This is a genomic window from Paenibacillus sp. Soil750 (assembly GCF_001428045.1).
Classification (GTDB): Bacteria; Bacillota; Bacilli; order Paenibacillales; family NBRC-103111; genus Paenibacillus_E; species Paenibacillus_E allorhizoplanae.
Genome location: NZ_LMSD01000043.1, coordinates 142,692 through 165,805, shown reverse-complemented (window position 1 = coordinate 165,805; position 23,114 = coordinate 142,692). Strand labels below are relative to the sequence as shown.

The 23,114-nt window shown below is 42.7% G+C and carries 27 protein-coding genes; 5 read left to right on the top strand and 22 right to left on the bottom strand.

Annotation, left to right across the window (positions count from 1 at the left end; genetic code table 11):
• Nucleotides 1-94: 94 nt before the first annotated feature.
• Nucleotides 95-898, bottom strand: coding sequence for an ABC transporter ATP-binding protein (locus tag ASL11_RS33705; RefSeq protein ID WP_235550657.1), 804 nt, complete (start codon nt 896-898; stop codon nt 95-97).
• Between the two features lie 331 nt (nt 899-1,229).
• On the opposite strand from ASL11_RS33705, the gene ASL11_RS33700 reads away from it, so the two are divergent.
• Nucleotides 1,230-1,856, top strand: a complete 627-nt coding sequence (locus ASL11_RS33700; RefSeq protein ID WP_056625221.1) for a C40 family peptidase — start codon at nt 1,230-1,232, stop codon at nt 1,854-1,856.
• A 72-nt stretch (nt 1,857-1,928) separates the two neighbouring features.
• Here ASL11_RS33700 and ASL11_RS33695 read toward each other — a convergent pair whose 3' ends face one another.
• From ASL11_RS33695 to ASL11_RS33675, 5 genes are all read right to left on the bottom strand, one after another.
• On the bottom strand, nt 1,929-2,852 hold the full coding sequence (locus tag ASL11_RS33695) for a S66 peptidase family protein (protein ID WP_056625219.1): 924 nt from the start codon (nt 2,850-2,852) through the stop codon (nt 1,929-1,931).
• A 95-nt stretch (nt 2,853-2,947) separates the two neighbouring features.
• Complete coding sequence (locus ASL11_RS33690) at nt 2,948-3,871, bottom strand: tyrosine-type recombinase/integrase (RefSeq protein ID WP_056625211.1); 924 nt, start codon at nt 3,869-3,871, stop codon at nt 2,948-2,950.
• A 171-nt stretch (nt 3,872-4,042) separates the two neighbouring features.
• Nucleotides 4,043-4,294, bottom strand: coding sequence for a YolD-like family protein (locus ASL11_RS33685; protein ID WP_056625207.1), 252 nt, complete (start codon nt 4,292-4,294; stop codon nt 4,043-4,045).
• A 23-nt stretch (nt 4,295-4,317) separates the two neighbouring features.
• Nucleotides 4,318-4,521, bottom strand: coding sequence for a YwbE family protein (locus tag ASL11_RS33680; RefSeq protein ID WP_056625563.1), 204 nt, complete (start codon nt 4,519-4,521; stop codon nt 4,318-4,320).
• Between the two features lie 159 nt (nt 4,522-4,680).
• Nucleotides 4,681-5,880 carry a hypothetical protein gene (locus tag ASL11_RS33675; protein WP_056625203.1) on the bottom strand — a complete coding sequence of 400 codons (1,200 nt, stop codon included), beginning with the start codon at nt 5,878-5,880 and terminating at the stop codon, nt 4,681-4,683.
• 140 nt (nt 5,881-6,020) lie between these two features.
• On the opposite strand from ASL11_RS33675, the gene ASL11_RS33670 reads away from it, so the two are divergent.
• Nucleotides 6,021-6,884: an AraC family transcriptional regulator gene (locus tag ASL11_RS33670; RefSeq protein ID WP_063795768.1), complete on the top strand. Its 864-nt coding sequence runs from the start codon at nt 6,021-6,023 to the stop codon at nt 6,882-6,884.
• Between the two features lie 92 nt (nt 6,885-6,976).
• Nucleotides 6,977-7,261 (top strand): hypothetical protein, encoded by a 285-nt coding sequence (locus tag ASL11_RS33665; RefSeq protein WP_056625201.1) that lies wholly within the window; start codon nt 6,977-6,979, stop codon nt 7,259-7,261.
• 104 nt (nt 7,262-7,365) lie between these two features.
• Here the strand turns inward: ASL11_RS33665 and ASL11_RS33660 are convergent, their stop codons facing one another.
• The 4 genes from ASL11_RS33660 to ASL11_RS33645 form a co-directional block, all read right to left on the bottom strand.
• Nucleotides 7,366-7,629 (bottom strand): DUF3892 domain-containing protein, encoded by a 264-nt coding sequence (locus tag ASL11_RS33660; RefSeq protein WP_235550656.1) that lies wholly within the window; start codon nt 7,627-7,629, stop codon nt 7,366-7,368.
• 76 nt (nt 7,630-7,705) lie between these two features.
• The gene (locus tag ASL11_RS33655; RefSeq protein WP_056625198.1) at nt 7,706-7,945 is read right to left on the bottom strand and encodes a hypothetical protein; all 240 of its coding nucleotides are present in this window, start codon (nt 7,943-7,945) and stop codon (nt 7,706-7,708) included.
• Nucleotides 7,946-8,004: 59 nt separating this feature from the next.
• Nucleotides 8,005-8,889, bottom strand: coding sequence for an RsiV family protein (locus ASL11_RS33650; RefSeq protein ID WP_056625195.1), 885 nt, complete (start codon nt 8,887-8,889; stop codon nt 8,005-8,007).
• A 2-nt stretch (nt 8,890-8,891) separates the two neighbouring features.
• The gene (locus ASL11_RS33645; RefSeq protein ID WP_056625192.1) at nt 8,892-9,401 is read right to left on the bottom strand and encodes an RNA polymerase sigma factor; all 510 of its coding nucleotides are present in this window, start codon (nt 9,399-9,401) and stop codon (nt 8,892-8,894) included.
• Nucleotides 9,402-9,556: 155 nt separating this feature from the next.
• Here ASL11_RS33645 and xerS point away from each other — a divergent pair, with 155 nt between their 5' ends.
• Entirely contained in the window at nt 9,557-10,639 is a 1,083-nt protein-coding gene (xerS, locus tag ASL11_RS33640) for a tyrosine recombinase XerS (protein ID WP_056625189.1), read from the top strand.
• Nucleotides 10,640-10,680: 41 nt separating this feature from the next.
• Here xerS and ASL11_RS33635 read toward each other — a convergent pair whose 3' ends face one another.
• The 10 genes from ASL11_RS33635 to ASL11_RS36870 all read right to left on the bottom strand — a co-directional run bounded on the left by ASL11_RS33635 (nt 10,681) and on the right by ASL11_RS36870 (nt 20,253).
• Entirely contained in the window at nt 10,681-11,349 is a 669-nt protein-coding gene (locus ASL11_RS33635) for a YjgB family protein (protein ID WP_056625186.1), read from the bottom strand.
• Between the two features lie 185 nt (nt 11,350-11,534).
• On the bottom strand, nt 11,535-12,524 hold the full coding sequence (mgrA, locus tag ASL11_RS33630; RefSeq protein ID WP_056625182.1) for an L-glyceraldehyde 3-phosphate reductase: 990 nt from the start codon (nt 12,522-12,524) through the stop codon (nt 11,535-11,537).
• A gap of 181 nt (nt 12,525-12,705) precedes the next feature.
• Nucleotides 12,706-13,734 (bottom strand): phosphotransferase enzyme family protein, encoded by a 1,029-nt coding sequence (locus ASL11_RS33625; RefSeq protein WP_056625177.1) that lies wholly within the window; start codon nt 13,732-13,734, stop codon nt 12,706-12,708.
• 24 nt (nt 13,735-13,758) lie between these two features.
• Nucleotides 13,759-14,265, bottom strand: coding sequence for a hypothetical protein (locus ASL11_RS33620; RefSeq protein WP_056625174.1), 507 nt, complete (start codon nt 14,263-14,265; stop codon nt 13,759-13,761).
• Between the two features lie 162 nt (nt 14,266-14,427).
• A complete protein-coding gene (locus ASL11_RS33615) occupies nt 14,428-15,021 on the bottom strand; it encodes a ribonuclease H-like YkuK family protein (protein WP_235550655.1) in 594 nt (197 codons plus the stop codon).
• Between the two features lie 114 nt (nt 15,022-15,135).
• On the bottom strand, nt 15,136-16,095 hold the full coding sequence (locus ASL11_RS33610; protein ID WP_056625168.1) for a C40 family peptidase: 960 nt from the start codon (nt 16,093-16,095) through the stop codon (nt 15,136-15,138).
• 140 nt (nt 16,096-16,235) lie between these two features.
• A complete protein-coding gene (locus tag ASL11_RS33605) occupies nt 16,236-16,532 on the bottom strand; it encodes a hypothetical protein (RefSeq protein WP_056625165.1) in 297 nt (98 codons plus the stop codon).
• A gap of 91 nt (nt 16,533-16,623) precedes the next feature.
• Nucleotides 16,624-18,927: a thiamine pyrophosphate-dependent enzyme gene (locus ASL11_RS33600; RefSeq protein WP_056625163.1), complete on the bottom strand. Its 2,304-nt coding sequence runs from the start codon at nt 18,925-18,927 to the stop codon at nt 16,624-16,626.
• Between the two features lie 34 nt (nt 18,928-18,961).
• Nucleotides 18,962-19,972: a 2-oxoacid:acceptor oxidoreductase family protein gene (locus ASL11_RS33595; RefSeq protein ID WP_056625160.1), complete on the bottom strand. Its 1,011-nt coding sequence runs from the start codon at nt 19,970-19,972 to the stop codon at nt 18,962-18,964.
• A gap of 113 nt (nt 19,973-20,085) precedes the next feature.
• Nucleotides 20,086-20,253, bottom strand: a complete 168-nt coding sequence (locus tag ASL11_RS36870) for a hypothetical protein (protein ID WP_157257145.1) — start codon at nt 20,251-20,253, stop codon at nt 20,086-20,088.
• A 212-nt stretch (nt 20,254-20,465) separates the two neighbouring features.
• Between ASL11_RS36870 and ASL11_RS33590 the strand changes: the two genes are divergently transcribed.
• Entirely contained in the window at nt 20,466-21,713 is a 1,248-nt protein-coding gene (locus ASL11_RS33590) for a sensor histidine kinase (protein WP_056625157.1), read from the top strand.
• A 72-nt stretch (nt 21,714-21,785) separates the two neighbouring features.
• On the opposite strand, the gene ASL11_RS33585 is transcribed toward ASL11_RS33590, so the two are convergent.
• Both ASL11_RS33585 and ASL11_RS33580 read right to left on the bottom strand, forming a co-directional pair.
• Entirely contained in the window at nt 21,786-22,274 is a 489-nt protein-coding gene (locus ASL11_RS33585; protein WP_056625154.1) for a low molecular weight protein-tyrosine-phosphatase, read from the bottom strand.
• The gene (locus tag ASL11_RS33580; RefSeq protein ID WP_056625152.1) at nt 22,271-23,005 is read right to left on the bottom strand and encodes a phosphonate ABC transporter ATP-binding protein; all 735 of its coding nucleotides are present in this window, start codon (nt 23,003-23,005) and stop codon (nt 22,271-22,273) included. The genes ASL11_RS33585 and ASL11_RS33580 overlap by 4 nt, the downstream gene beginning before the upstream one ends.
• Between the last annotated feature and the right edge of the window lie 109 nt (nt 23,006-23,114).

Here is a 23,114-nt window from a genome sequence, read left to right as displayed (position 1 = left end):
TAGCTATTGTTGTTATTTTTCAATTAGTAGATTTGGTTTTGACAGCGTAGTAAGTTGGTGGTAAATGAAAGATAACCTTAGCATTGTTTAAAAGTTACTCTTCGGAGGATTCACTTCCCTCGTAAACAGACTTTCGAATTGCAGCGGTTAATTCCTGAAAAAGTGGGGAATCCCTCGTTTGCAAAGTGCGATCATTACCTAATGGAACCTGATGAATCGCATGCACACGACCTGGATTGGCGGATAAAACGATGATCCGATTTGAGAGGAACACGGCCTCAGTTGTACTACGGGTGACAAAAACGATGGTTTTGTTCATTTTCTTCTTCATTTCCAGTAAATCGATTTGTAATTTGTCATTCGTAAATTCGTCTAAAGTTGAGAAGGGTTCATCCATAAAGAGTATGGGAGGATCGAGGGATAACGCACGGGCTATAGCTACTCTAATTTGCATACCAACACTGAGCTGCCAGGGGTAATAATCCTTAAATTTAGTTAAACCGAGTGTATCGAGTAAGTGGTCTACCCGATCTTGGTACGTATGTCGAGACTGTTCGTAAACTTCAAGTGGCAACTCGATATTCTCTCGTACAGTCCGCCATTCAAATAAGTTAGGCGTTCGAAAAATAATGCCGAATTTACGGCGCAGCCGCACTTCCTTGGGATGCTCCTTCTGAATCGTAATTTGCCCACTGGAGGGCTGTAAGAGATCAGCCATAAGTCGCAGCAACGTTGATTTGCCACAACCTGAAGGCCCTAATACCGTGACGAATTCATTCTGCCCAACATTGAAGGTAATGTTCTGAAGGACGGTCACTTGCCTCCCTTTTTTACCGAACACCATACCGACGCCATCCAACGAAATTTCCACTTTCTGACGGGAAAAGTCTGAATTCACCGGGCTCCTCCTTCTATCCACTGAAGATCGCGTTATCTCTCTGTGAGTATTAGTAACTCTATATGTTATATTATATCTCGAATTTCATTATTTTCATTATACATTCTGTTCCTAAATTAGAGCCGAAATTTGACATAGTGTAAACTCATGTATCTATTTCTGCACTATGGATTCGCGGATTAGTTCTTTTGAGTTCATTTTAATGACATAACTAATATTATGTAAACAAAATTTCAGCTTATTTCTCATATCCATATATTGTTCATATTCTCTATTTCTTCAATTTGATAGAATGTGTAAGTAACCACATTCGACATCTAGGAGGAAGACGATGAAAAAGATCATTCTTACAACAGTTGTTGCTACTAGCCTCATGTTCGGTGGAATTGCAAATGCCGCGCCTTCCAATACGTACATAGCCACGGATTCGGACACCTTCTGGTCCATTTCTCAGAAGTTTAATGTGCCTCTGTCCGAGCTTATCGCAAATAACCCTAAAGTGAATGCGGATAATATTTATGAAGGCGTTATCATTTCTATTCCTTCGAAGGCGACTCCAAAAGCTAGCTGGGAAGTCAAAGCCGATGCGATCATTGCAATTGGGATGAAGCAGCTTGGTGTACCTTATGTTTTTGGCGGCAGCACACCTTATGTAGCCTTTGATTGTTCGGGTTTTGTTCAATATGCGTTTAATCAACAAGGATTTAATTTGCTTCATTCTGCAGCTTTACAAAGTCAATTAGGAGCGCCTGTGGAGAAGAGCAACCTTCGCAAAGGAGATTTAGTTTTTCTACAAGGAACCTATACAACTGGTGTTTCTCATGTCGCTATCTATCTAGGCAATAATCAAATTCTACAAGCAGGAACAATGGGAACAAGAGAAGTGAAAGTCAGCACTTTATTTGGTACTCCTTATTATGATGCGCATTATTGGGGAGCACGCCGTTTGATTAACTAACGACCAGTGAAGGACAAAAAAGCCGGTATCTACCGGCCTTTTCCTTTTATATTTTCCAGCAGTTAAGTTGAGCTATCCTGTGACGGTTGGTTCTAAAACGGTCAGTTTGTTCGCATACGTATCAAGTTCAGCCATAGCCCCGATGGGAATAGCCGCTTTGTATAAGCCATGGGCCGTACTAAAGTTAGTCAAAAGTGGTTTCCCTAAAGGCACGATGATCCCCAAAATTAAGTCATTATAGGACGTCGCATAGGACGTGGTACAGTTCGTACATTGTCCCATCACGATCCCCACGCAATCTCGAAATTTCCCCGCCATAATCAATTGCGTCAAATAGCGATATATCGCATTCGTCGGTTCATGCGTCTCTTCGATGACGATTATTTTACCCACTGTATTTACTTCGAAAGGTGTCCCCAGTGTCCCAACGAATGAGGTGAGATTACCACCAACAATTTGCCCTCTTACCGTACCCTTCACAAGCCCATTCAACGGCATACTAGGTGGATTTTGAATGACTCTCGGGCTAACAAGCGTGGAGGTCGCTGCATAAAATTGATCGAAATTATAGGCTGGTGTATTCGGGTTAAAATCAATCAGCAATAGACTTTGAAATGTAATGAGATTCGAAAATTGAAATAAAATATTTAATAAAATCGTAATATCACTGTATCCCGTAACGATTTTCGGATGACTATTAATGAGGGGATAATCGAGAAGTGGCAATATATCCTTAACCCCTGTACCACCTCGAGTTGGGAGAATCATACTTACATTCGGATTGACAAACATACTCATCAGGTCTTCCGCTCGCTGTGCTGCCGTCGCTGCAACGATCCCTCCATACGCGTATGCGTATTTGCCTACGACAACATTAAAACCCATGTCCCCAAGTGTCCCTATTCTAGCATCAATCGTGCTCGCATCAAGTGGGCTTCCTAATGTAACAATGCCAATGGTATCTCCACTTTGTAAGATGGGTGGGCGTATTGCCATCGCTATACCTCCTACCAATGACATTGTGTGAAAAAAGGAACTTCTCCCTCAATCCCTTTTATGCTCCGAATTAGCCAATTATGACAACTTAACCCTTAGATCCCCATTCCGACTGGAATAAATGCGGATACACGATTCATGGCTTCCTGCTTTTGTTTATCCCCTACATGTGTGTATATTTGGGTCGTTTGAATACTGGCATGTCCAAGCAACTCTTGCAGAGTTCGAATATCCGTCCCCGCTAACACTTGCATCGTTGCAAATGTATGCCTCAACTTATGGCTCGAGAAAGATTTCCCTTGCAGCTCCATATATCGCCCCTTCAATTGCTCGAACTGCTTCTCAGCAATCGATTGAATCATTCGTATGCTAATACGCCGACCGAATTGGGATACAAAGAACGGCTGCTCGCTCCCACTTCTCGCCTCCAGTCGCTCAACAAGCGCGCGCTCAAGCACATGTACGATTTCACTGGGAAGCGGGATGACACGCCACTTGCGACCTTTCCCTAGAACCATTAATGAATTCGTGCCGCGATTAAAATCGGAGATATTTAACCGATGAAGCTCACTGACCCGTAAGCCCGCATAGCTCATTAATAGGAACATGGCTACATTGCGAATCTGATATTTCCCTTCGATGGATTGTAGAAAGACGGAAAGCAGCTCCTCACTCAGAAATGTCGGAACCGAATTCTTTTCTACCTTCGATTTCTTGACTGCGATAGAAGGATTGTTCTTCACTATCTGCAATTCAATGAGTGCTGAGAAAAATGTTCGGATCGATGAGAGGTAGCGATTCCGCGCGGCATCTCCCGCCCCACCCTGTCGCATCTTCGTCAAGAAGCGCATGATATCAATTGCTTCAATCGTAGACAACTCATTCTCTCCAAGGCTCGTCAGAAATAAACGCACATCTCCCAGGTACGCTTGTTGTGTTCGTTTCGTGAACCCCTGATCTTTCATCCAAGTGTCAAAAAGCTCCAAAAAGTCGTCATCATATGTGAATCTAGTGTCCATGCTAGTAAACTCCGTCCGTTTCAAACTAAATTGCGTTAAATATAGATTTAGTGCAATTTTTTGGGGTGAAAAAATCGCTTATTCTTTACTATCATAGCCAGACGCGTAACAACCGCTGCATACAAAAGTAAAAAATAAGCGTATGGGTTAAATTTCAAGCTGTCCTTTCTATTAATCCCGCGGATACTCCACTTTCATAATATCCATGAACGGCACCTTATCCAGCTCGCCTTTACAATCCATATGTACTCTTCCCGTACGTGAATCCATCGTCGAGATCGTGCCTCGCACCGTTTCCTCGCGCCCCCAAACCGTTAAAACAATCTCGGAATTCTCCATCTTCGCTTCCGACAACTGGTTCCCGATTTCTTCTAATACGAATTCATCGCGTGTTGGCCGTTTCGCTACCTTCGCTTTTGCCATCCCCTATTCTCCTCCATGTTCCGTCAATTGGACGGCGTAATAATTTCTTTCACCCGACCGACTTGGCCATCTGTGAGTCTTACTTTTATACCATGAGGATGTGTAGGTGAGTTCGTTAATAAATCCTTCACGATCCCGCGTGTAAGTTTCCCGCTTCGTTGGTCTTGCTTTAACACAATGTTCACTTCTCTGCCAGGTACTACATCTTTCCGATTTTGTCCATTCATGCTGCGTAAGTCGCCTGCTTTCATGCCATAATGTGATTCATTATACCATAGTTTCCCCATCTACCCCATCTCGATGAAGGATTTTACTCATAATATTTAATTAATGCCATTAATATTTTATCTCATTAAATGAAATCAAACACAAAAAAAGCGGGAATCCTAAGATTCCACGCCTTTCATAACCGTCCTCACAGCTGATTCATCACTTTTTCTCGAAAAATAGGGGATTAACAAGGCACTTGAGAAACTAAAGATCATCACAGCCTTAAATACGTATCCATCAAAGTCCTGAATCCCGAGGATCAACGCCAGTAGAAACATTCGTGAAATAACAAGGATAAGTTCCCGCCATACCATTACTCTTGTTTGATGAATCGGTTCTAATTGATATGTCACAAGAAATTGTCGGGAACTCCAAATTGTAGAGAAGAAGAACAATCCGATCGTCGTTAAGATGTTGGAAAGAATCAGAATCAAAGGAGTCGGGAATAACGCTAACAAGAAACCTGCTGCCGCGGCTGCCATGCCAAAGCTTAACCATTTGTTGTCACTAATCTCTCGTGTACGACTAAAAATACGATAAATGAACACACAAGCAATCGTGAACGATGTGTACATGATTTGGAGCAATGCAATGTTGAGCTTATCTTGTGTGACTGAAAAGGTAAAGATCAGTGAGAATATCCCCTGAAACTGAATGAAAAAACCGCCAGCAACAAGCGAAGGAATCATCCATTTCAATTGTGGTGTTGCAAATACATGGCCCAAGCGGAACTTACGAAAAACAGGTTCATTCGCTTCTTTTAAAGAAATAGGTGGAACGAAATACGATGTGAAAATCATAAGTGCGATGAAGATGAACATAATGAAGAAGGACGCAGTGAATCCCATCCACTTAATAATCACTGCAAATAGTAATGGATTAAGGAAAGAAATCAACTGACCAATCACATTGACTGCAGAAAAAAATACGGTAAACTCCTTCCCTTTGCCGAAAAGCGAGATGCCCATATTATTCGCAGATCCATACAAACCGTTCGTAAGCCCCACGGGAATTGCGATCAAAGAAATATAAAGGATTTTCGGTTCAAAATGCACCCAGGATAGAAGAACAAATGTGACGCCTGCCCCTATGGCAGCAACTCGCATCACGGAGCCAATCGTAAACTTAGATAGAAGATTGGCTCCGTACATAAAAGCCACTCCCCAAGCTAGAAACATAACGAGATTAAACCACGCAACGTCGAAGATTTGATTTCCTTTTTCCCAAATAAAAAGATTAATAAATATGCCCATATAGTTAAAAATAATGCCAGAACTTATACTCATCCATAATAGTCGTTTTAATGCGGTCGTCATGTTGTCCACTCTTTCTGAACGAATTTTTATAAACTAGTTACGTAGGCATAGATTCTCCCTTATAATGAAAATATACGAAAGTTTATGCGGTTTAACTTTCATCATCATATCACGGAGTCAGTTCGGAAGGAATGTATGTTATGCCCAGGTTCATGGACGATACAATAAGTCCTTATCCACTTCGAATCATTACTTTACCAATCGATGCTAGTAAATTGAAGCTGCAATCCCTCCTCATTCGACATGTCGGACATCTGCCTGGGCGGATTATGTTTCGCGGACATGCCACATTCGAGAGCTTTGCCATTGTATATATCGCAGGAGGCAAGGGAACTTACCGAGTCAATGACGGACCAGTTCAAAAAGTGGAGAGCGGCAGTCTATTTTTCTTCCGGCCGAATCAAGTTTATCAATATGGCCCTGATCCCGGAGGCTTCTGGGATGAGTATTATTTTACGCTCGAAGGCAGCCGAGTAAAGGAATGGCAGAACAGTTGGTTGACAGACTTAGATCAAGTGAAACAGGTTGGTTATGAAGATGCTGCCCAGCATAATCGAATTGAGCGAATATTCATTGCGATGGAAAGTGGCATTCCTGCTAATATTGATCGAGCAGCTTTACTTATTGAGTCGTTACTGTTTGAATTCATTCAGCGGGCGGAAGCCACAACGGAAACAACGAAGTCGGGGCAGTTCATCAATCTTATCAATGAGCTCAGTGATTCGTTATATCAACCCTTTGATGCACATAGCATTGCGAAACGACATCACATTTCACTTTCTACCCTTCGCAGAGTCGTCAGTGATTATTCCGGTTATCCGCTAAACACTTATATGCATAGAATGAAAATGGCTGAAGCCAAAAATATTTTGTTGAATACGACGAATTCCGTAAAGGAAATTGCCGACTCGCTGGGTTATAAAGATGTCTTCTACTTCTCGCGTATTTTCAAAAAGTATGTAGGCGTCTCCCCTCATATCTTCCGAAATACGATGCACACATAATCACAAAAATTTCCGACTACTTAGCACGACTTGTCACATTGCCGCATATGATAGATTGAAAGCAAATCTTCGTATGTGGGGGTGAATCAGACATGGCACTTACACTATCGGGTTTAATGCTTTATGCAATGTGGCTTGTCTTGGGAGTCATGGGTCTTAGCTTTGTAGTAGATTTGTTCAAATCGTTCTCATCAGGCACGTTCTCCAGTTCTACGATTACAAATTACTTGAGAGACCTTTTGTACTTTGTGTTCCCATTATTCTTACTTTCCAACATGATGCCGCTAGATCATACCGATTTCATTATCAAAATCGCCTATTATATCGGTGTAGTTGGCGTCCTCTACAATTATGTTGGAGGCTATTTTAAAAAATAATTTTGCAATCGCATTCAAAGCTGCTGAGACGCTCAGCAGCTTTTTTAATGCAAAATGCAAAAAAACTGTTCACCATATGAATGGTAAACAGCTTTTCAAATCCTTTAAAATCGCGGTAAATTCGATAAATTATTGCTTGGATCTCCATCCGGATAGGAACGTAAGGTTTTCTCGCCTTTCCGATTTACCCCCGTATTCGCATCTTCGATTAAATCGGCTTCCGTCATCTCAATAGCTGTCTGGACATCGACCACTTGGCCATTTTGAAATTGAACAGCCCCAATACTTCCATTTTCATAATGTACGGATTGAATCATAGCTTTATTCGGATCAATCGTATGCGGACCACTATTACGACGTCGCGGCATTATATCTCCTCCTCTATCTTCCTGCAAGTTGTACAACCCCACGAAAGTGGGGTCGCAGTATAGCTTCATTCAGATACTATGACTGTGTAGACTCACTCTGGGATTTAATTTCCTGCTTCAGATCTTCCGTCTTCTGCTGCGCTTGCTTAATTTGAGTTTGAAGATCCTCTAATTGCTGCTCAGCCTCAGTGAGAGCGGCAGCCGTAGCTTGCGAATAGATTTGCTGTGCAACTTGCAGCGTTTGCTCTGCTGCTTGCTCTGCTTTTTGAGCAACATCTTTGATTTGTGCTAAACCAAGTTCCTTTTGTTGCGGCATGGTAATACCCCCAGCTGATGTTTTGCATACCCAATTAATGTAGGCAACCTAGTCCTTTTTTATTCGGGCAAAAGATAAGCATGTGTACTTAACTGATCAGCTAAAAGATTGGTCGGTATGATGAATTCTGGTGTCCCCATGTAACCTGGTGTAACCCCATATTTTTGAAACACGATGACAAGCTTGCCATCCTTATTGATATAGAAGCTTTGATCTTTTTTTATGGAACTAAAATAAAATTTCACATCATTTGGAACACCCTCTACCCAATAAATTATAGCTGGGTCCTCTTTCATCCGTTGTATCATTTGCTCCTTAATATAATCACTAATCACTTGAACATATCCTTCATCCTTAAATAAGCTCGGTAAGGTGATTAGCAACTGATTTTTCTTATCAATCGTGTCATATTGGAAGGTTGTGGACGAGGAACCCACAGTATTGACAACATATCTGCCCACCGCTAAGATCTGATCATTGTCGGTTTTTACAATATAACCACTATCTACCCCAAGATGTCCCTCTAATCCACTAGCTTTCATCTTCTCAATGTCGAACATGAAATCCGTGTAGAGCTTCTTACTTTCTTCCAAGTATTTGGTATTTAGGGATTCCTCTAACACTTTATTATCCAAATTCGTGATGATGGGGACTTCTACTTTTGCATTATGTGCGCCATCATCATACAAGTATTCGCGGAAGGTCAGCACTTTGATCAGTTTGCCAACGACGGGCATATCTGCTAACGAATGAGCGAAAGCTGGGCTCGTGTTAAGACCCGCAACAAATACGATAGCTGCCGCCGCGACTGCGGTCATCCATTTCAGATTAGTCCTAGGCTTTTTTCTATGTTGATTTATCGCTTGATTGACAATGAAATCGAGTTCTGCAGGAATGGGTATGTCCATATAGGTTTGTTTCATTTGTTCTAACTTCTCGTCCATGGTTAGTTTACCTCCACAAGCGTATCATCGTTCATTTTTATCCGTAAAAGCTTAAGTGCTTGGTAGAGCCGAGTCTTGATCGTACTCGTGTTTTCTTTTAACACATCCGCAATTTCATCGATCTTCAAATCTTCAAAATAGCGAAGCGTAATCACACTGCGATACATGGTAGGTAAATCTTCTAACGCTCTCTCCAAATCAATATTCGTATAGGCATCTTCACTGCCAGGCGTTATCGCTTCCATCGTCACATCATCCATAACAGTAAGTTTCTTATGTTTACGCAAGAAGTCTAATGAAGTATTGATGACAATTCGGTAAAACCAGCTTTTAATTGCCACATGGCTTTTCAATGAATCTGCGGCAGCAAAAGCTTTCTGAATCGCCTCTTGTACGATATCAAGTGCATCTTCTTGATTTTTCACATAGCTATAGGCAAGACGATATACATGCTCCTTTTGCTCCGTTATACAGGTAATTAGTTCGGTTTCTAGCTTCCTATTCTTAGTCATATCGTTGATGACGCTCCTTTTACCGCGCGGTTAATCAGAATTGAATCATGTTGTAGCTAAGACGTTTATGGAGGCCAAATAGTTTGATCTCGATGCCTACCAATTTAGGGAATCCACTGGTATACTAACAGCAAGACGCTTATGAGGTGAACCGTATGAATATTATTAAAGTCAAAGACCGCCATGAGTTAGATCGACGAGTCCCTTCGATGCCTTGGTATATCGAGAAATTTATTAATTATAAGCTCCCTGATCTTTCACCTTCATCGCTTCTTGAATATGTACGTGATTATGAAATTTTCCTATCCTGGCTTCTTGCCGAAGGATTAAGCACGGCGACTGTAATGAATCAAGTTCCCCTGGAGGACTTAGAGCGACTACATATGGACAGCGTTAATAATTTTCGCATGTTCCTTGCAACTCGTAAAGCACAAGCTAATGGTAAAACTACGATTAACCGCAAATTGTCTGCGCTGCGTTCCTTATTTCATTATTTGAGTCAAATTGCCGAAGATGATAACTTCTACCCGCTCCTGAAACGAAATGTAATGGCGAAGGTGGAGATCAAGCGTGCGCACAAGGCCAAAGACAGCGCGGCGAAGCTCGAAGGCAAGTTGCTGCAAGAAGAAGAAATTGCCGAGTTCATTGCTTATGTGAAGGAAGGCTATGAGCACGATGTCGCAACGAATAAACAAGCACTGTATGCCTATGAGTTAAATAAAGTCAGAGATGCCTGTATCGTCACACTAATCCTAAATTCAGGACTTCGTGTATCCGAGGTGTTCAACTTAAACGTCGATGATATCGACATGAAATTGAAGCTCGTTCATGTGTATCGCAAAGGTAAAAATGACGATACGTTCAAAACGCCGGTCTACTTTCGTCTCGATGCCATTCAAGCCATCACGGACTACTTGAGTATCCGCACCTCCCGGTACAAGCCAGCCAAAAAAGAAAAAGCCCTCTTCGTTGCCATGGCTAATGGCAAAAAAGAAGGCGAACGTATGACGAAACGAGCAATTCAAGAGCTTGTGATCAAATACGCCAAAAGGTTTGGAAAGCCGTATTTATCTGTACATAAGTTGCGACACTCATTCGCTACCGACTATTACCTACAGAACGACTTGTACAAAACGCAAGAGCAGCTCGGCCATGCTTCCCCTGAGACCACGCAAATCTATGCGCATCTCACCGATCGTACGATGTCTGAAGCGATTGATAAGCGCGCGGAGTCTTAACCCTTTCAAATTACTCCACGCGCGCACTGCTATTTCATTAATCAGCCAGCCATGTTGTTGATAGAGTGAACGGTATCAAATACAGAAATATGATCTACTTTGCCAGAGGATTTAGGAATAATAAATTTGAGTTGAAATTCTTGTGAGGCTTTATAAATATAAATGGTATCATCACCATTGACTTTGGTGTCAGTCGGTTTGCCTAAAGCTTGTTCAATCTGACTTAACGTCAACGTGTGCAACTTTGAATCATTCGAGCGAATATCTATGATTTGACTTCCCTTATTATAGCCAATAACAGCATTCTTCTTGGAGTAGGTCGCGTAAATGCCACTACCCGCTGATTCGGTCTTATCTGCCTTTCCCCACAATTTCTCGACATCTTCGGTAAGTCCAGTATTCGCTGCAAACGGAATGCCGCTAACTTTGCCTGATTTGGCAAGCTCAAACATATCTTTAATTTGCTTAGATACCGTACTAGCACTTGTAGATGACGAAGGCACTGTTGAAGCAGTAGGAGCCGCAGAAGGACTTGCTGTTGGACTCGCTACTGAAGTTGTTGCAGGTGTAGTGGTCGGTGATGGTGACGAACTAGGACTCGGAGTCGTCGTATTGGACGCCGGTTCTTGTGTTGACGAACATGCTGTTGCTAAGAGCATTGTCGACAAAATCAAAGTATATATCGTTGTTTTTCTTTTGTATATTTTCATAGTAATCTCCTCTAATCGATTTAGTTACAGTTTACTAACGAAGAAACCACATAAAAAGTTGCTAATCTCGAAATAAAACAAACCATAAGGGAATAATCCCCTATGGTTTGCGTTGTTCCATGCAATTCAATTTTACTATGTAGTATGTTTCAAATCTTCTCTGATAATCCCTTGATTCTGAAAGATTACTTCAAGATCTTCTCAATTGCTGCCAATTCTTCCGGAGCAAACTCCAGATTTTTAAGTGCAGCCACATTCTCCTCAATTTGTGACACGCGGCTTGCACCAATCAATGCTGACGTAACACGTTCGCCGCGAAGTACCCAAGCCAGCGACATCTGCGCGAGGCTTTGACCACGAGAACTCGCCAATTCGTTCAATTGAATGATTTGGTTAAGCTTTTCTTCTGTGATGTCTTTTTCCTTCAGGAATTGGCTCTTTCCGCCGGCTCTTGAATCCGCAGGAATCCCGTTCACGTATTTATTCGTCAACAAGCCTTGAGCAAGTGGGCAAAATGCGATACTTCCAACACCGAAATCATCCAGCACATCTTGTAAGCCCTCCTCGATCCACCGATTCATCATACTGTAAGAAGGTTGGTGAATAAGAAGTGGAGTACCTAAACCTTTAAGAATCGAAGCAGCTTCTTTGGTTTGCTCAGCCGTATAATTGGAAAGTCCAACATAGAGCGCTTTACCTTGACGTACGATTAAATCCAACGTCGCCATTGTTTCTTCGAACGGTGTGTTCGGATCTGGTCGGTGAGAGTAGAAAATATCTACATAATCTAGGCCCATTCTTTTCAAACTTTGATCTAAACTGGACACCATGTTTTTCTTGGATCCCCACTCACCATAAGGACCTTCCCACATGTGGTAACCCGATTTTGTCGAGATGATGATCTCGTCGCGGTAAGCCCCGAGGTCACTTTTAAGCACACGACCCATTAATTCCTCTGCTGATCCTGGTGGCGGCCCATAGTTGTTCGCTAAGTCAAAGTGTGTAATCCCCAAATCAAATGAACGAAGCAGCATGGCTCTTCCGTTCTCATGTAAATCTAACCCCCCGAAATTATGCCACATGCCGAGTGATATAGCAGGAAGCTTAAGCCCTGATTTCCCAGTACGATTATATTTCATTTCTGCATAGCGTGTTGAACTTGCTTGATAGACCATGATTATCCTCCTTCATAATTCTAAGTAACATTGTTATTTGGCAAGAAACCTATGTATTCACTAAAGTTTTCACAAATATCCTGCTTCCTATGTACCAGTATAGTTTAAGCCTATCAACAAAAAAAGAACTGAAAAAAACGTGTCTTACTAACCTTAAGGTTAGTATGGCACGCTTTATGGATTAATTCAGATCAAAACGAAGTAAGGTATTATGCTCTTGGAGCCATTTCGTTTTCTCATAGGTATTGCCAATAATATCGACCAACACACCTTGTGGATCTACCCCATCCAAGTATCTTCCTAGGAAATGAATGAAAACATCTAGTCTACGAAGTTCGATTAACAAAGGTAATATCCTGATTTCTTCTTGTGATAATTGGACAAATTGACGGTAACCGTCATAGAATGCTTTGCTATTCCTTCTGAGTCTATCCTCGGGAAGCATCGGATCAATTAGATCGGATAAACAAACGGCAAGTTCCATAACCCTCGCATCGATGGTTACAAATTCAAAATCAAGAATGGCTACAAAACGGCCCTTGTCATCCACCAGCATGTTGGAACCGTTAATATCGCCATGAACGAGTTGATGGGGAAGCTGACGAATCGTTGGTATTGCGCTGTACAAGGCCATGTATCGATTAAATATATAAGCAAGTTCGTCCTGCTGTGCGATGAAAGGCTCTGGCGGTTGCAGCGCAAACGCTCGAATCGCATCTGGCTTGCAGCTAGGATGAATATGTTCTATTTCATAGTAAGGAGCGTACTCCGGTTTATCTGTAATTGAAATCCTGGCTAAGGAAGCAGATAATTGTCCTGCTGCTTTCCCCATCTCTTGCAGTTGACTTATACCTAATTCGATTGGATTATGACCATCTGTAAAAGTAAACAAGGCAGCAAGCTTTCCCTCATCATCATCCCCTAACGTCACCACAGTTCCCCCAGTTGGTAACTCTAGTGGCATCGGAATTTCGAAAGGAAGCTCCTCCTTCATTTCAGCTAAACGAAGCAAAACGCTATGCTCAAACATAATTTTGTTCCGGTCACGATGTGTCTCGTACAGCCTTAGAACATATGTACGACCCTCCACCTCAACGAATCGTGTTGTATTATTCATCCCGCCTGCACCAACACGAAGCGTCCATGTTTGGGCCCCGAACCAATTAGCAGGGAGTAATGCTAACTGTTCCTCTTTTTCAATGACTCGCATAATACCCTGACTCAGCTCCTCTTCTTATACTTGGTTGTCGCCTTCCACCGCGAATTCAAAATCCTCTACATCGAAAGCCTCAACAGGTATGGCAAATTCCACTAATCGTTCAATAAAATCAAATTGATCCGTTAATAGTACAGCTTGTTCTTTAATCGAAGTCAATATCAATTCCGTTTCGATGGGATCAAATTGGTCGCCATAAGCTTCATTATCAATCGCATAAACAATTTTCAATGTGACATGCTCATTTATTGGTAACGGCGGGCTTTTCCCCCATGGTATGGACAAAGCTTTTTCTATTTTTTTCTTATTAAACGATTCCTCAAAAAATGCAATGAGCTCACCAATCATTTGTTTGACGAAGCCATCATCTTCTTGCTCTAACATAATAGGTTCAGGGCTGCTATGCAGCTCATATAATTCTTGAATGGTCGTATATGGAATCAAATAAGTCACAGGCTTTGATGGCAGCATGAGCTGGCCATGCACGGCTAACATCACCGCTTCAATAATAAACGTTTTGCTCATGGAGTCCCCCCTAATGCTACAATCATTATTCAGCAATACTTCGCTAAGAATACGCGGAAACCCTTTTTTCAAGTAGAAACACATCATACCCTTGCCTTAAAAACGAAACCGTTAGCTCCCAAGATCGCTTTGACCATTCGAGCTAACGGTTCATAACCCAGCTTATAAACTGCCATCGAACACCTCATTGTCTTCATAAAGGGGTCGATAAGGTTTCTTGGAGAAGCGATTCGCATAGGCGGATGCAACATAGCAATCGGGTTTAATGACCGGCACCATACCAACAGATTCCACCCGTCTCACCATTTCTTGGACGAATTTTGCCGTCCGATTTCTATTCTCATCATCTCCCGCATCAATATGAATGAACATATCGAAAGTGGCACCTTGATACAGATGAGGAAGAATAATATTTTCCATATCTAATCGCTTGTTTTCGTCAAAATACATCGCAATCTCTTCGCTTAACGTCGTTTCCATCGAAAGCTTTTCTTTGATGGAGTGAAGCGCTCTTGGTACGATGACTTGACGATAACATGCCCACGCTCCTTTCCCTAGCCGCTGGATCACTACGCCGGTAATGAATTTCGTATGACCTGTGTGTACCTGACAATCCGTCCCTATTATGAATTTATAGGTTGCCACGGGGTCAAGACGCATGAAATGAAGAATACGCTCGTGCACGGTATCCAGGTTAAGTCCTCTTTCCGTTGTGTTCCTAAATTCCAGTGGTTGGTTCGTCGCCGAAGGTTTCAAAGATAAGGCTCTCCCTTTCTCCATAGACTATGAGAAAAAAAAGGCGGATGCTGAAGGCAGCACCCGCCTCTCTTCTATAGTATATGGCAAACCTTGCCTGTTCGAACCATCAACTTATTTTAAAACAGGCCCACCGTACAAAAATCGATTTTCCCACTGCTTGCCATCAATTGTATCCACACGAACGCCGCCGGATTCAACGGAATAGGTATGCATCATTTGGCCGTTGCCCAAGTATAAACCAACATGTGTAATCGGCTCAGTCAATACATTAATGCCATCGTAATCTGAAGCTTTGGAGCCTTTATAGCTGCTAAAAAATAGAAGATCCCCGCGTTTTAACTTCGTCCAATCCTTCACTATGGATCCCAGGGATCTCACATAGCTACCTTGCGCAGCAGAGTCACTTGGCAAGGACAAACGGAGCGCATCCCAGTACATCGTTTGCACAAAGTCAGAGCAGTCAAATGTAGAGGGATCATTCCGTTCGGAACCAAATTCATAAGGAGTCCCTAAGTAGACTTCGCCTGCGTCAATCACGGCTTCAATCTCATCCGCTACTGGCATATTAGGTTTGATAACGGAGAAATCCGCTGTTATGTATTTGGAACTAGAGCTTACAAAGCCACTGACACCGTCAGAATCTTTGACTTTATACCAGCTATCATTCACTTTATCAGTGATAAGAACTTCTTCCCCTTTGCTCAGCATTCGAATCACTTTCGAACCTGAACTTACGTCTGATGACGGCAACGTACGGAAATTAACGCCATAAATGATCTGTGCATTGCTCACAATCGTTATGTATTTACTGTTGGTCGATACGAATCCACTTACACCTTGCGCATCCTTAATTTGAAACCAATTCACTGTCGTATAGTCTTTCACCGTGACCACTTCGTTGGCCTTCAACATGCGCATGACATTACTCGACGTACTTGGTTGATCTCGAAAGCTTACACCTGCTACGATCTGAGCCTTCGTCACGACACCTTCTTCAGCTTGCGTAACTTTGGGAAGTAGAGCCATGAAGGATACCATCAATACCGCGATAACCATTGTCAACTTATTCATCGTCTTACCCTCCATCCTCTTGATGTTAAAATTTTCAATCGTATCCTTATTATAGTTTGAGGGGGTATTAGGCGAATATAGGTGAATGGTAGCGATTATTGCCATCGTATGCGTGGCGATTAGCCTATTGACGGCTAGGTTTAATTTTCCAATTTCCGCGCTTCTGCTTTACGTGTTAAAGAAGACCAAAACAGGCGCCATTGCGGGGAGTTTTTGAGTTTTACATTCCCTATTTTCATCTCGTTTTCTTCCAATTCAATCACTTGCCAACTGCTTGGATCTGGAACGGCTTGCGATTCTAAAAAGGCTAAAGCGTGCTCGTTCGCTTCCTCTCGCTCATGCCAGAATTTCACACCATAGTAGGCGAGTCCATAATGGTTAACTAGCGTTGTCGTATAAATTTGCTCAGACTCTTTCTGCTGCAGCACATAAGGCATCTTCCATTCCTCCTGGTAAAAAGGCCCATTCACCACGAGGGGAATGGGCCTCCGTTTATAGGCGAGCTTATCAGTTAACAGTTACGCCAACTTACAAATACGCATTCTCATGCTTCGCTTTCAGCATATTCCAACGGCGTTCCACTTCCGTCTCGAACGATTTCAGTGAACCTTCATATTCGGGTTTCGTAAGATGTTTCGTTTTACCCATCGTTTTCAACCAATCGGATAACGGAATCTTCTTACTCTTATCCTCCGGATTGTAAGTGATCGAAGTCACTCCATGCTCCACTTCATAAAGTGGGAAGAAACAGGAATCCACCGCAGCACCAACGATATTGGAGCCCTCTTGGTCATCCGACAGCCAGTTCAATGGGCAAGCAATGAGAATTTTGCCATATACCAACCCCTCATGCTGCGCATACCATTGCGCCTTCGCCGCTTTCTTGACCAGATCTTGCGGATACGCTTCGGAACCGGTAAATACATACGGAATATGAGTTGCAGCCATAATTTGCGCCGTATCCTTGTGATGGAAAACCTTACCACCTTGATGCTTTCCGACATTGGAAGTCGAAGTCCGATGACCCATCGGCGTTGAATACGATAACTGTGCACCTGTGTTCATGTATCCTTCATTATCGTACTCAAGAATAATCATTTTATGATTCCGTAAAGCTGCCCCAATAGCAGGCCCCATTCCGATATCCATACCGCCATCGCCCGTAATCATGACGAAAGTGAAATCGTCCTTTAACCCTAGATGATCAAGTTCTCCGCGACGCTTCCGCTCCCAGAACATCTCTACAACACCTGACAGCGTTGCTGCGCCATTCTGGAACAGATTGTGAATATAAGTAGCTTTATGTGCCGAGTACGGATAACCGGTGGTTACAACCATTGCACAGCCTGTATGGAAAATGGAGACAATATCGCCTTCTATTCCTTTGAAGAACAGTTCGAGTCCTGAGAAAATACCACAGCCCGGACAAGCGCCATGACCTGGTGCAATCCGCTTTGGCTTTTTGGTCAAGGAACGAAGAGGCGGAATGCGTACATTCAATTTCCCAGTATTCTCATCTGGAGAAACGGTGATGAGACCCGTCTTCAAATCTTCATACTTCATTGGCGTCAATACTCGCTTCGGTGCTTTCGAAGGATCCCCCGGCGTATGGCCGTAGTAATCGAAAGGTACATCTACCTTGCCGCTTTCCATCGCATCAATGGCGAATTGGAACAGATTATGCCCATCCTCGGCATAAAAGTCTTTGCCACCTAAGCCATAGATTCGGCTTATGACAAGCGTGTCTCTGTTCCCATTGGTGAACAGCGCCGCCTTAATTTCATTGACCATGTTGCCGCCATGTCCGCCATAGGAATCCGCGCGATCGCCTACCGTTATCGCTTTAACATTCGCAAGCGCCTCGGCGATCTGCTTCGCTGGGAAAGGTCTGATCAGGTTCGGAGCGATCGAACCTGCTTTAATGCCCTTCTCGCGGAGCTGGTCGACGACATCCTTGATGATTTCGGAAGCCGAATTCATCAGGAATACCGCGACTTCCGCGTCCTCCATCCGATATAGCTCTAGAATCGGATAGTCACGACCCGTTAATTCGGCATACTCCTGCCGAATGCGGTCATATACTCCTTCGGCATTATACATCGCCATCGACTGTTGATAACAGTTATTAATGTAATCCGGCTCATTCATATAAGGTCCGACGGTGATCGGATTATTACGATCTAAGGTATCTGGGAAGCCCTGTGGCTTCTCACCTACGAATGCCTGCACATCAGCCCGATGTGCGAAGGTTTGCACTCTGCGCTTCTGGTGAGAGGTGAAATAACCATCGGACGCGACCATAACCGGCAAACGCACCTCAGGATCCTCTGCTAATTTCAGCGCCATAATATTCATATCATATACGGCTTGCGGATCTCGACACATGACAATCGGCCAACCCGTATTCAAAGCATAGTAAAGATCAGAATGATCCCCATGAATATTCAGTGGTCCCGAAACAGATCGGCAAACCAAGTTCATAACCATCGGAAACCGGGTTCCGGATTGTACCGGCATTTGTTCCAACATGTACAAATAACCGTTGGCGCTTGTCGCGTTAAATACGCGGCCGCCAGCAGTTGATGCGCCATAACATATACCTGCTGAACCATGTTCACCGTCTGCAGGAATTAACACAATGTCATGCTGTCCATTGGACTTCATGAGATCTAGAAACTGAGCTACTTCCGTGGATGGTGAAATCGGAAAGTATCCCATGACATGATAATTAATTTGATGTGCGGCATAGGCAGCCATCTCGTTCCCTGATTCATACACGATGCGCTGTTCAACTTTAGCTACCCCAAATTCCTGCTTGATATCAATGGCCATGCGTGTAGTTCCACCCTTCTCCCATAAATACTCTCTAAGAGTTTATAGCTAGATTGAATCGATGCGGCATGCGATTTAGATCAGCATAACCATCTTCTTCACGCTCACTAGAGAGCGCATCGGTTGGACAAGCTTGTACACATTTAAGGCAACCTTTACAATATTGATAGTCTATGCCTTGCAGGAACATTTGGGGACGGCCTTTTTTGTCAGGGAGTTCATCCCATACAAAACAAAAGTCAGGACACACATTGTCGCATGAAGCGCAGTGAATACAGGAATCTTCATGAAAATGCGGCATCATCCCAGCACGGGAAATACTTAAATCTTTTAGTATACTATTACCTGGGTTCGTAACGACTCCCCCGATAGGCTGTGTAGCAAAGCCCAGAACTGGTGTATCATACCGTACAAAATCTGGCATAGATTCCCCTTCTGGAAGCGCATACGTTTGGAAAACGACCTCGTTGTATCCACGATCGAATGTCCGTAATGCTGGTGCAACTGCAAGTGGGTATTTCTTTTCTAATGACTTTCTAATAACACCTCGCATGACATCTGGATCCAGAAAATCACACAATCGGAACATGGCACCCAACATGGCCATATTTACACGATTCTTTTCCTCAAGCGAAATACCAATTGCGTCAATGACAGCAATCGTGCCTCCCCTGAGCTTCATCTTCTCTTTTAATTCGTCAGGCGTTTTCGTTGAATTTACTAATACGGTACTATCCTCATAGATGCCACTGATAACGTTTACAGTTTTGGAAAGTGACTCATGAAAAACACCTACAACATGCGGTCGTTCAACGGGCGATGTATCCCGAATCTTCGTATCCATGTCACAAAATCGAATATGTGCTTTTACTGCTGATCCTTTCTTCTCAGACCCATAGGATGAGAAACTGACACCGTTCAAACCAACGCCAACGACTCCTGCTTCAGCCAGCATTTTACCTGCCAGATTCGCTCCTAGACCGCCGATGGATTCCAGTCTTATCTCGAAAAATCCGAGATCGTTCAATTTAGGTAAAGTTACCATGCTTGGTCTCCTTTCAAAAATGAACCGCATATAGAGTGAATAGCGTGAATAATAAATCTACTATTATTGTAACAAGAAATGGCTGGTAATCAACCTTTTTTTAAATCAGCCATTTAAAGCAAATAATCAATGATTAAACCGCTTTTCCCCAAATAAAAACTAAACGATTCCCGTTCCACTTCCACGTCATTCTGCCTTGCCTCACAATCTTCACAAACGTCTACATAATCGTCTTCAATCGGATTAAACACAACACCGCACACCTGTGAGCACAACCGCATTCACATCTCTCCTCGGCTTCAAATCCCCTAATATTGTAAACGTTTGCAAACTTTGTTTTCTTTATTATACAGCGGTTTATACAGCATTGACTATAAGTCTTTATGAAATCTTTAGCATTCCAATTAGAGCATTTCTCTTGATTCAGATCGCATTTATGAGATAATGTAGAAATAATTCCCAGATTGTCGAAATATGGAAAGGATGCATAGGATTGCTTCATTTCATTATTGCCAATGAATTACAAAACCTTTTCTACATCATGAGCGCTGCTCTGCTCCACCTTATTCTCGCTCCTCTTTTCATGCATAAAGAAAAGCATTTGAATCTCTTATTCTCTTTAATTCTAGGAAGCTTCATCCTTCTTTATTGGAACTTTGCGGATATTGACCCCTTAATCTACTCCTTACAATTAGTTCCTGTCTGCTTGCTTTTTGTGACATTAGGCGTTGGCATTGCGCCTTCAATTATGACATGGATCATATTCAATATCGGTTGTATGTTCGTCTTAAACTATTATTGGGAGCCAGCGCTACTAAGCAGTACATTCTTACTGATGCTAGGAATTTTAGTTCGAAATCGCGTAGCTAACGCCGATTTGATAGTGAAACTCATGTATGCAACCGGAATCCTCATCATATATGAACTACTATATGCACCACTTGCTCCTTATGTCTTAGCTCCATTTTCCTTATACACTGGCTTTGTTTTAGCCCTTGCTTTTATCTCATTATGGATTATGATTTCATTACTTTTTTATATTAACAAATATGAAATACAGAGAAGGCATATCACTCATCTTGAAAAAAATCGCATGCTTGCCGAGCTATCGGCTACAGTTTCACATGAAATCAGAAATCCTCTAACATCAACGCGTGGATTTCTGCAATTATTGGCAAGATCGGATCTTACGCCACCAGATCGTAGGCGTTATGTTGACCATGCTTTATCGGGCGTGGACCAAGCTATCACTATATTGACAGATTTCCTTAACTATGCGAAGCCCTCCGTTGACATGAAAGAACAGCTTGATATTAAAGAAGAACTGGAACATACCATACGATTTATTACCCCCTATGCGCTTGATTTTCAAATTACAATTGATATTTCACATGAATGTGAAACACCTCTTTATATTCTTGGAGAGTCTCAAAAGCTTCGCCAATGTTTACTTAATCTTATTAAAAATGCCATTGAATCCATGCCAAATGGCGGAAAGCTGTCGTTACGTACTTGCAAACATCCTAGTGCCGTTCAGATCTCGATCACAGACACAGGTGTTGGTATGTCCAGCAAGCAGTTGAACTCCTTGGGCAAGCCTTTCTACACGACCAAACAACACGGCACTGGACTTGGGCTTGTCGTAGTCATGAGTCTAATCAAGAAAATGAATGGCAAAATTTCATTCACTAGCAGCCTCAATTGCGGAACGCAATGTTCTATTATTTTTCAACAATACTGAACAAAACCAAAAAGCAAGCTAGACAAGAGGCTCACTCTTATCTAGCTTGCTTTTTACTGTATTGTATGGCACTTACTTAATCAGTCCATGTTGAGCCGCGATATGTGCAAGCAACCGACTACAACTTTCCTCAACCATTTCATATACTTCTTGAAAATTCCCCGTATAGTAGGGATCAGGCACTTCAGTAATTGTTTGATTACTTGCGAAGTCCAATAATTTATGTATGGAGGCGCGCTTCTCATCCTCCGTATATTCTGGAGCAAATGCAGCTAAGTTCACGACATTACTGTCATCCATAGCGATAATATACGTAAATTGATAGAAATCATCTGGGCGGACCTGCCTAGCTTTTAAGCCCTCATATGCAATCTGATATTGGTCAAGAATATCACGTGTTCCTTGATGGGGAGGATGACCGATATGCCAATCCCCAGTACCCGCTGAATCAATTGAAATGACATCCTCAAGGCCGGCTTGCTTCACTTGGTGACGAAACACCGCTTCCGCCATAGGTGATCGGCAAATATTGCCCAAACAAACGAATAAGACCTTAATCATATTTGACCAAAAACAAGCATTTTTTCATTCAACGTGAGTGGTCTAGCTGGAATGTCCAAAACGATCCGACCTTCCGATACTCCCCAAATACGTGTAGCAAACCGCTCGGCGAGTTCGACCTTATGAAGCGTCGCGATCACGCTCATGTTCCGTTCTTTGCATAACGATTTCAAATCCTGTAGGATGTATTCCGTTGATTTAGGATCAAGACCCGATACAGGTTCATCTGCTACTAGAACTTTGGGCCCAAGAATCAACGCTTTCGCAATGGCGACACGTTGCTGCTCTCCACCGCTAAGCTGACCAACTTTCTTTTCTCCTTTATCCAGCAGACCAACTTTCTCCAAGAAGTCCATGCTATCGATTTTCTCATTTCTCGACGATAAGCCTGTAACCATCCGAAGTGGAGCCTGATATACCCTACCCATCAACACATTTTTGACAGCGCTTTTATTCCGATTTAGAAAAGGCTTCTCCTCCAGGTAAGCGAAATCCTTACCCAATTTGAATCTGTCCCACGGTCCTGGCTTCGTTATATCAATTGAGTTATATATGAGCTGACCGCTTGTCCATTTCTCTTGATGACTAATACAACGAAGCAGCGTTGTTTTCCCACTACCACTGCTGCCGATTACCGCGATAAACTCTCCGGCATCGACTTGAAAGCTAATTTGCGATAGGACTTGATTGTCCGGAGGGAATACTTTACTCAAATTTCGAACTGTCAGCATGACAACTCTCCTTCACGTAAGCCTAGTAGTCATTGATAAGAAATAATAAATCGCCACTCAACTCTGGCCATTGAATTGCTCGTTGAGGGCGATTCCTTTCTCATTTACA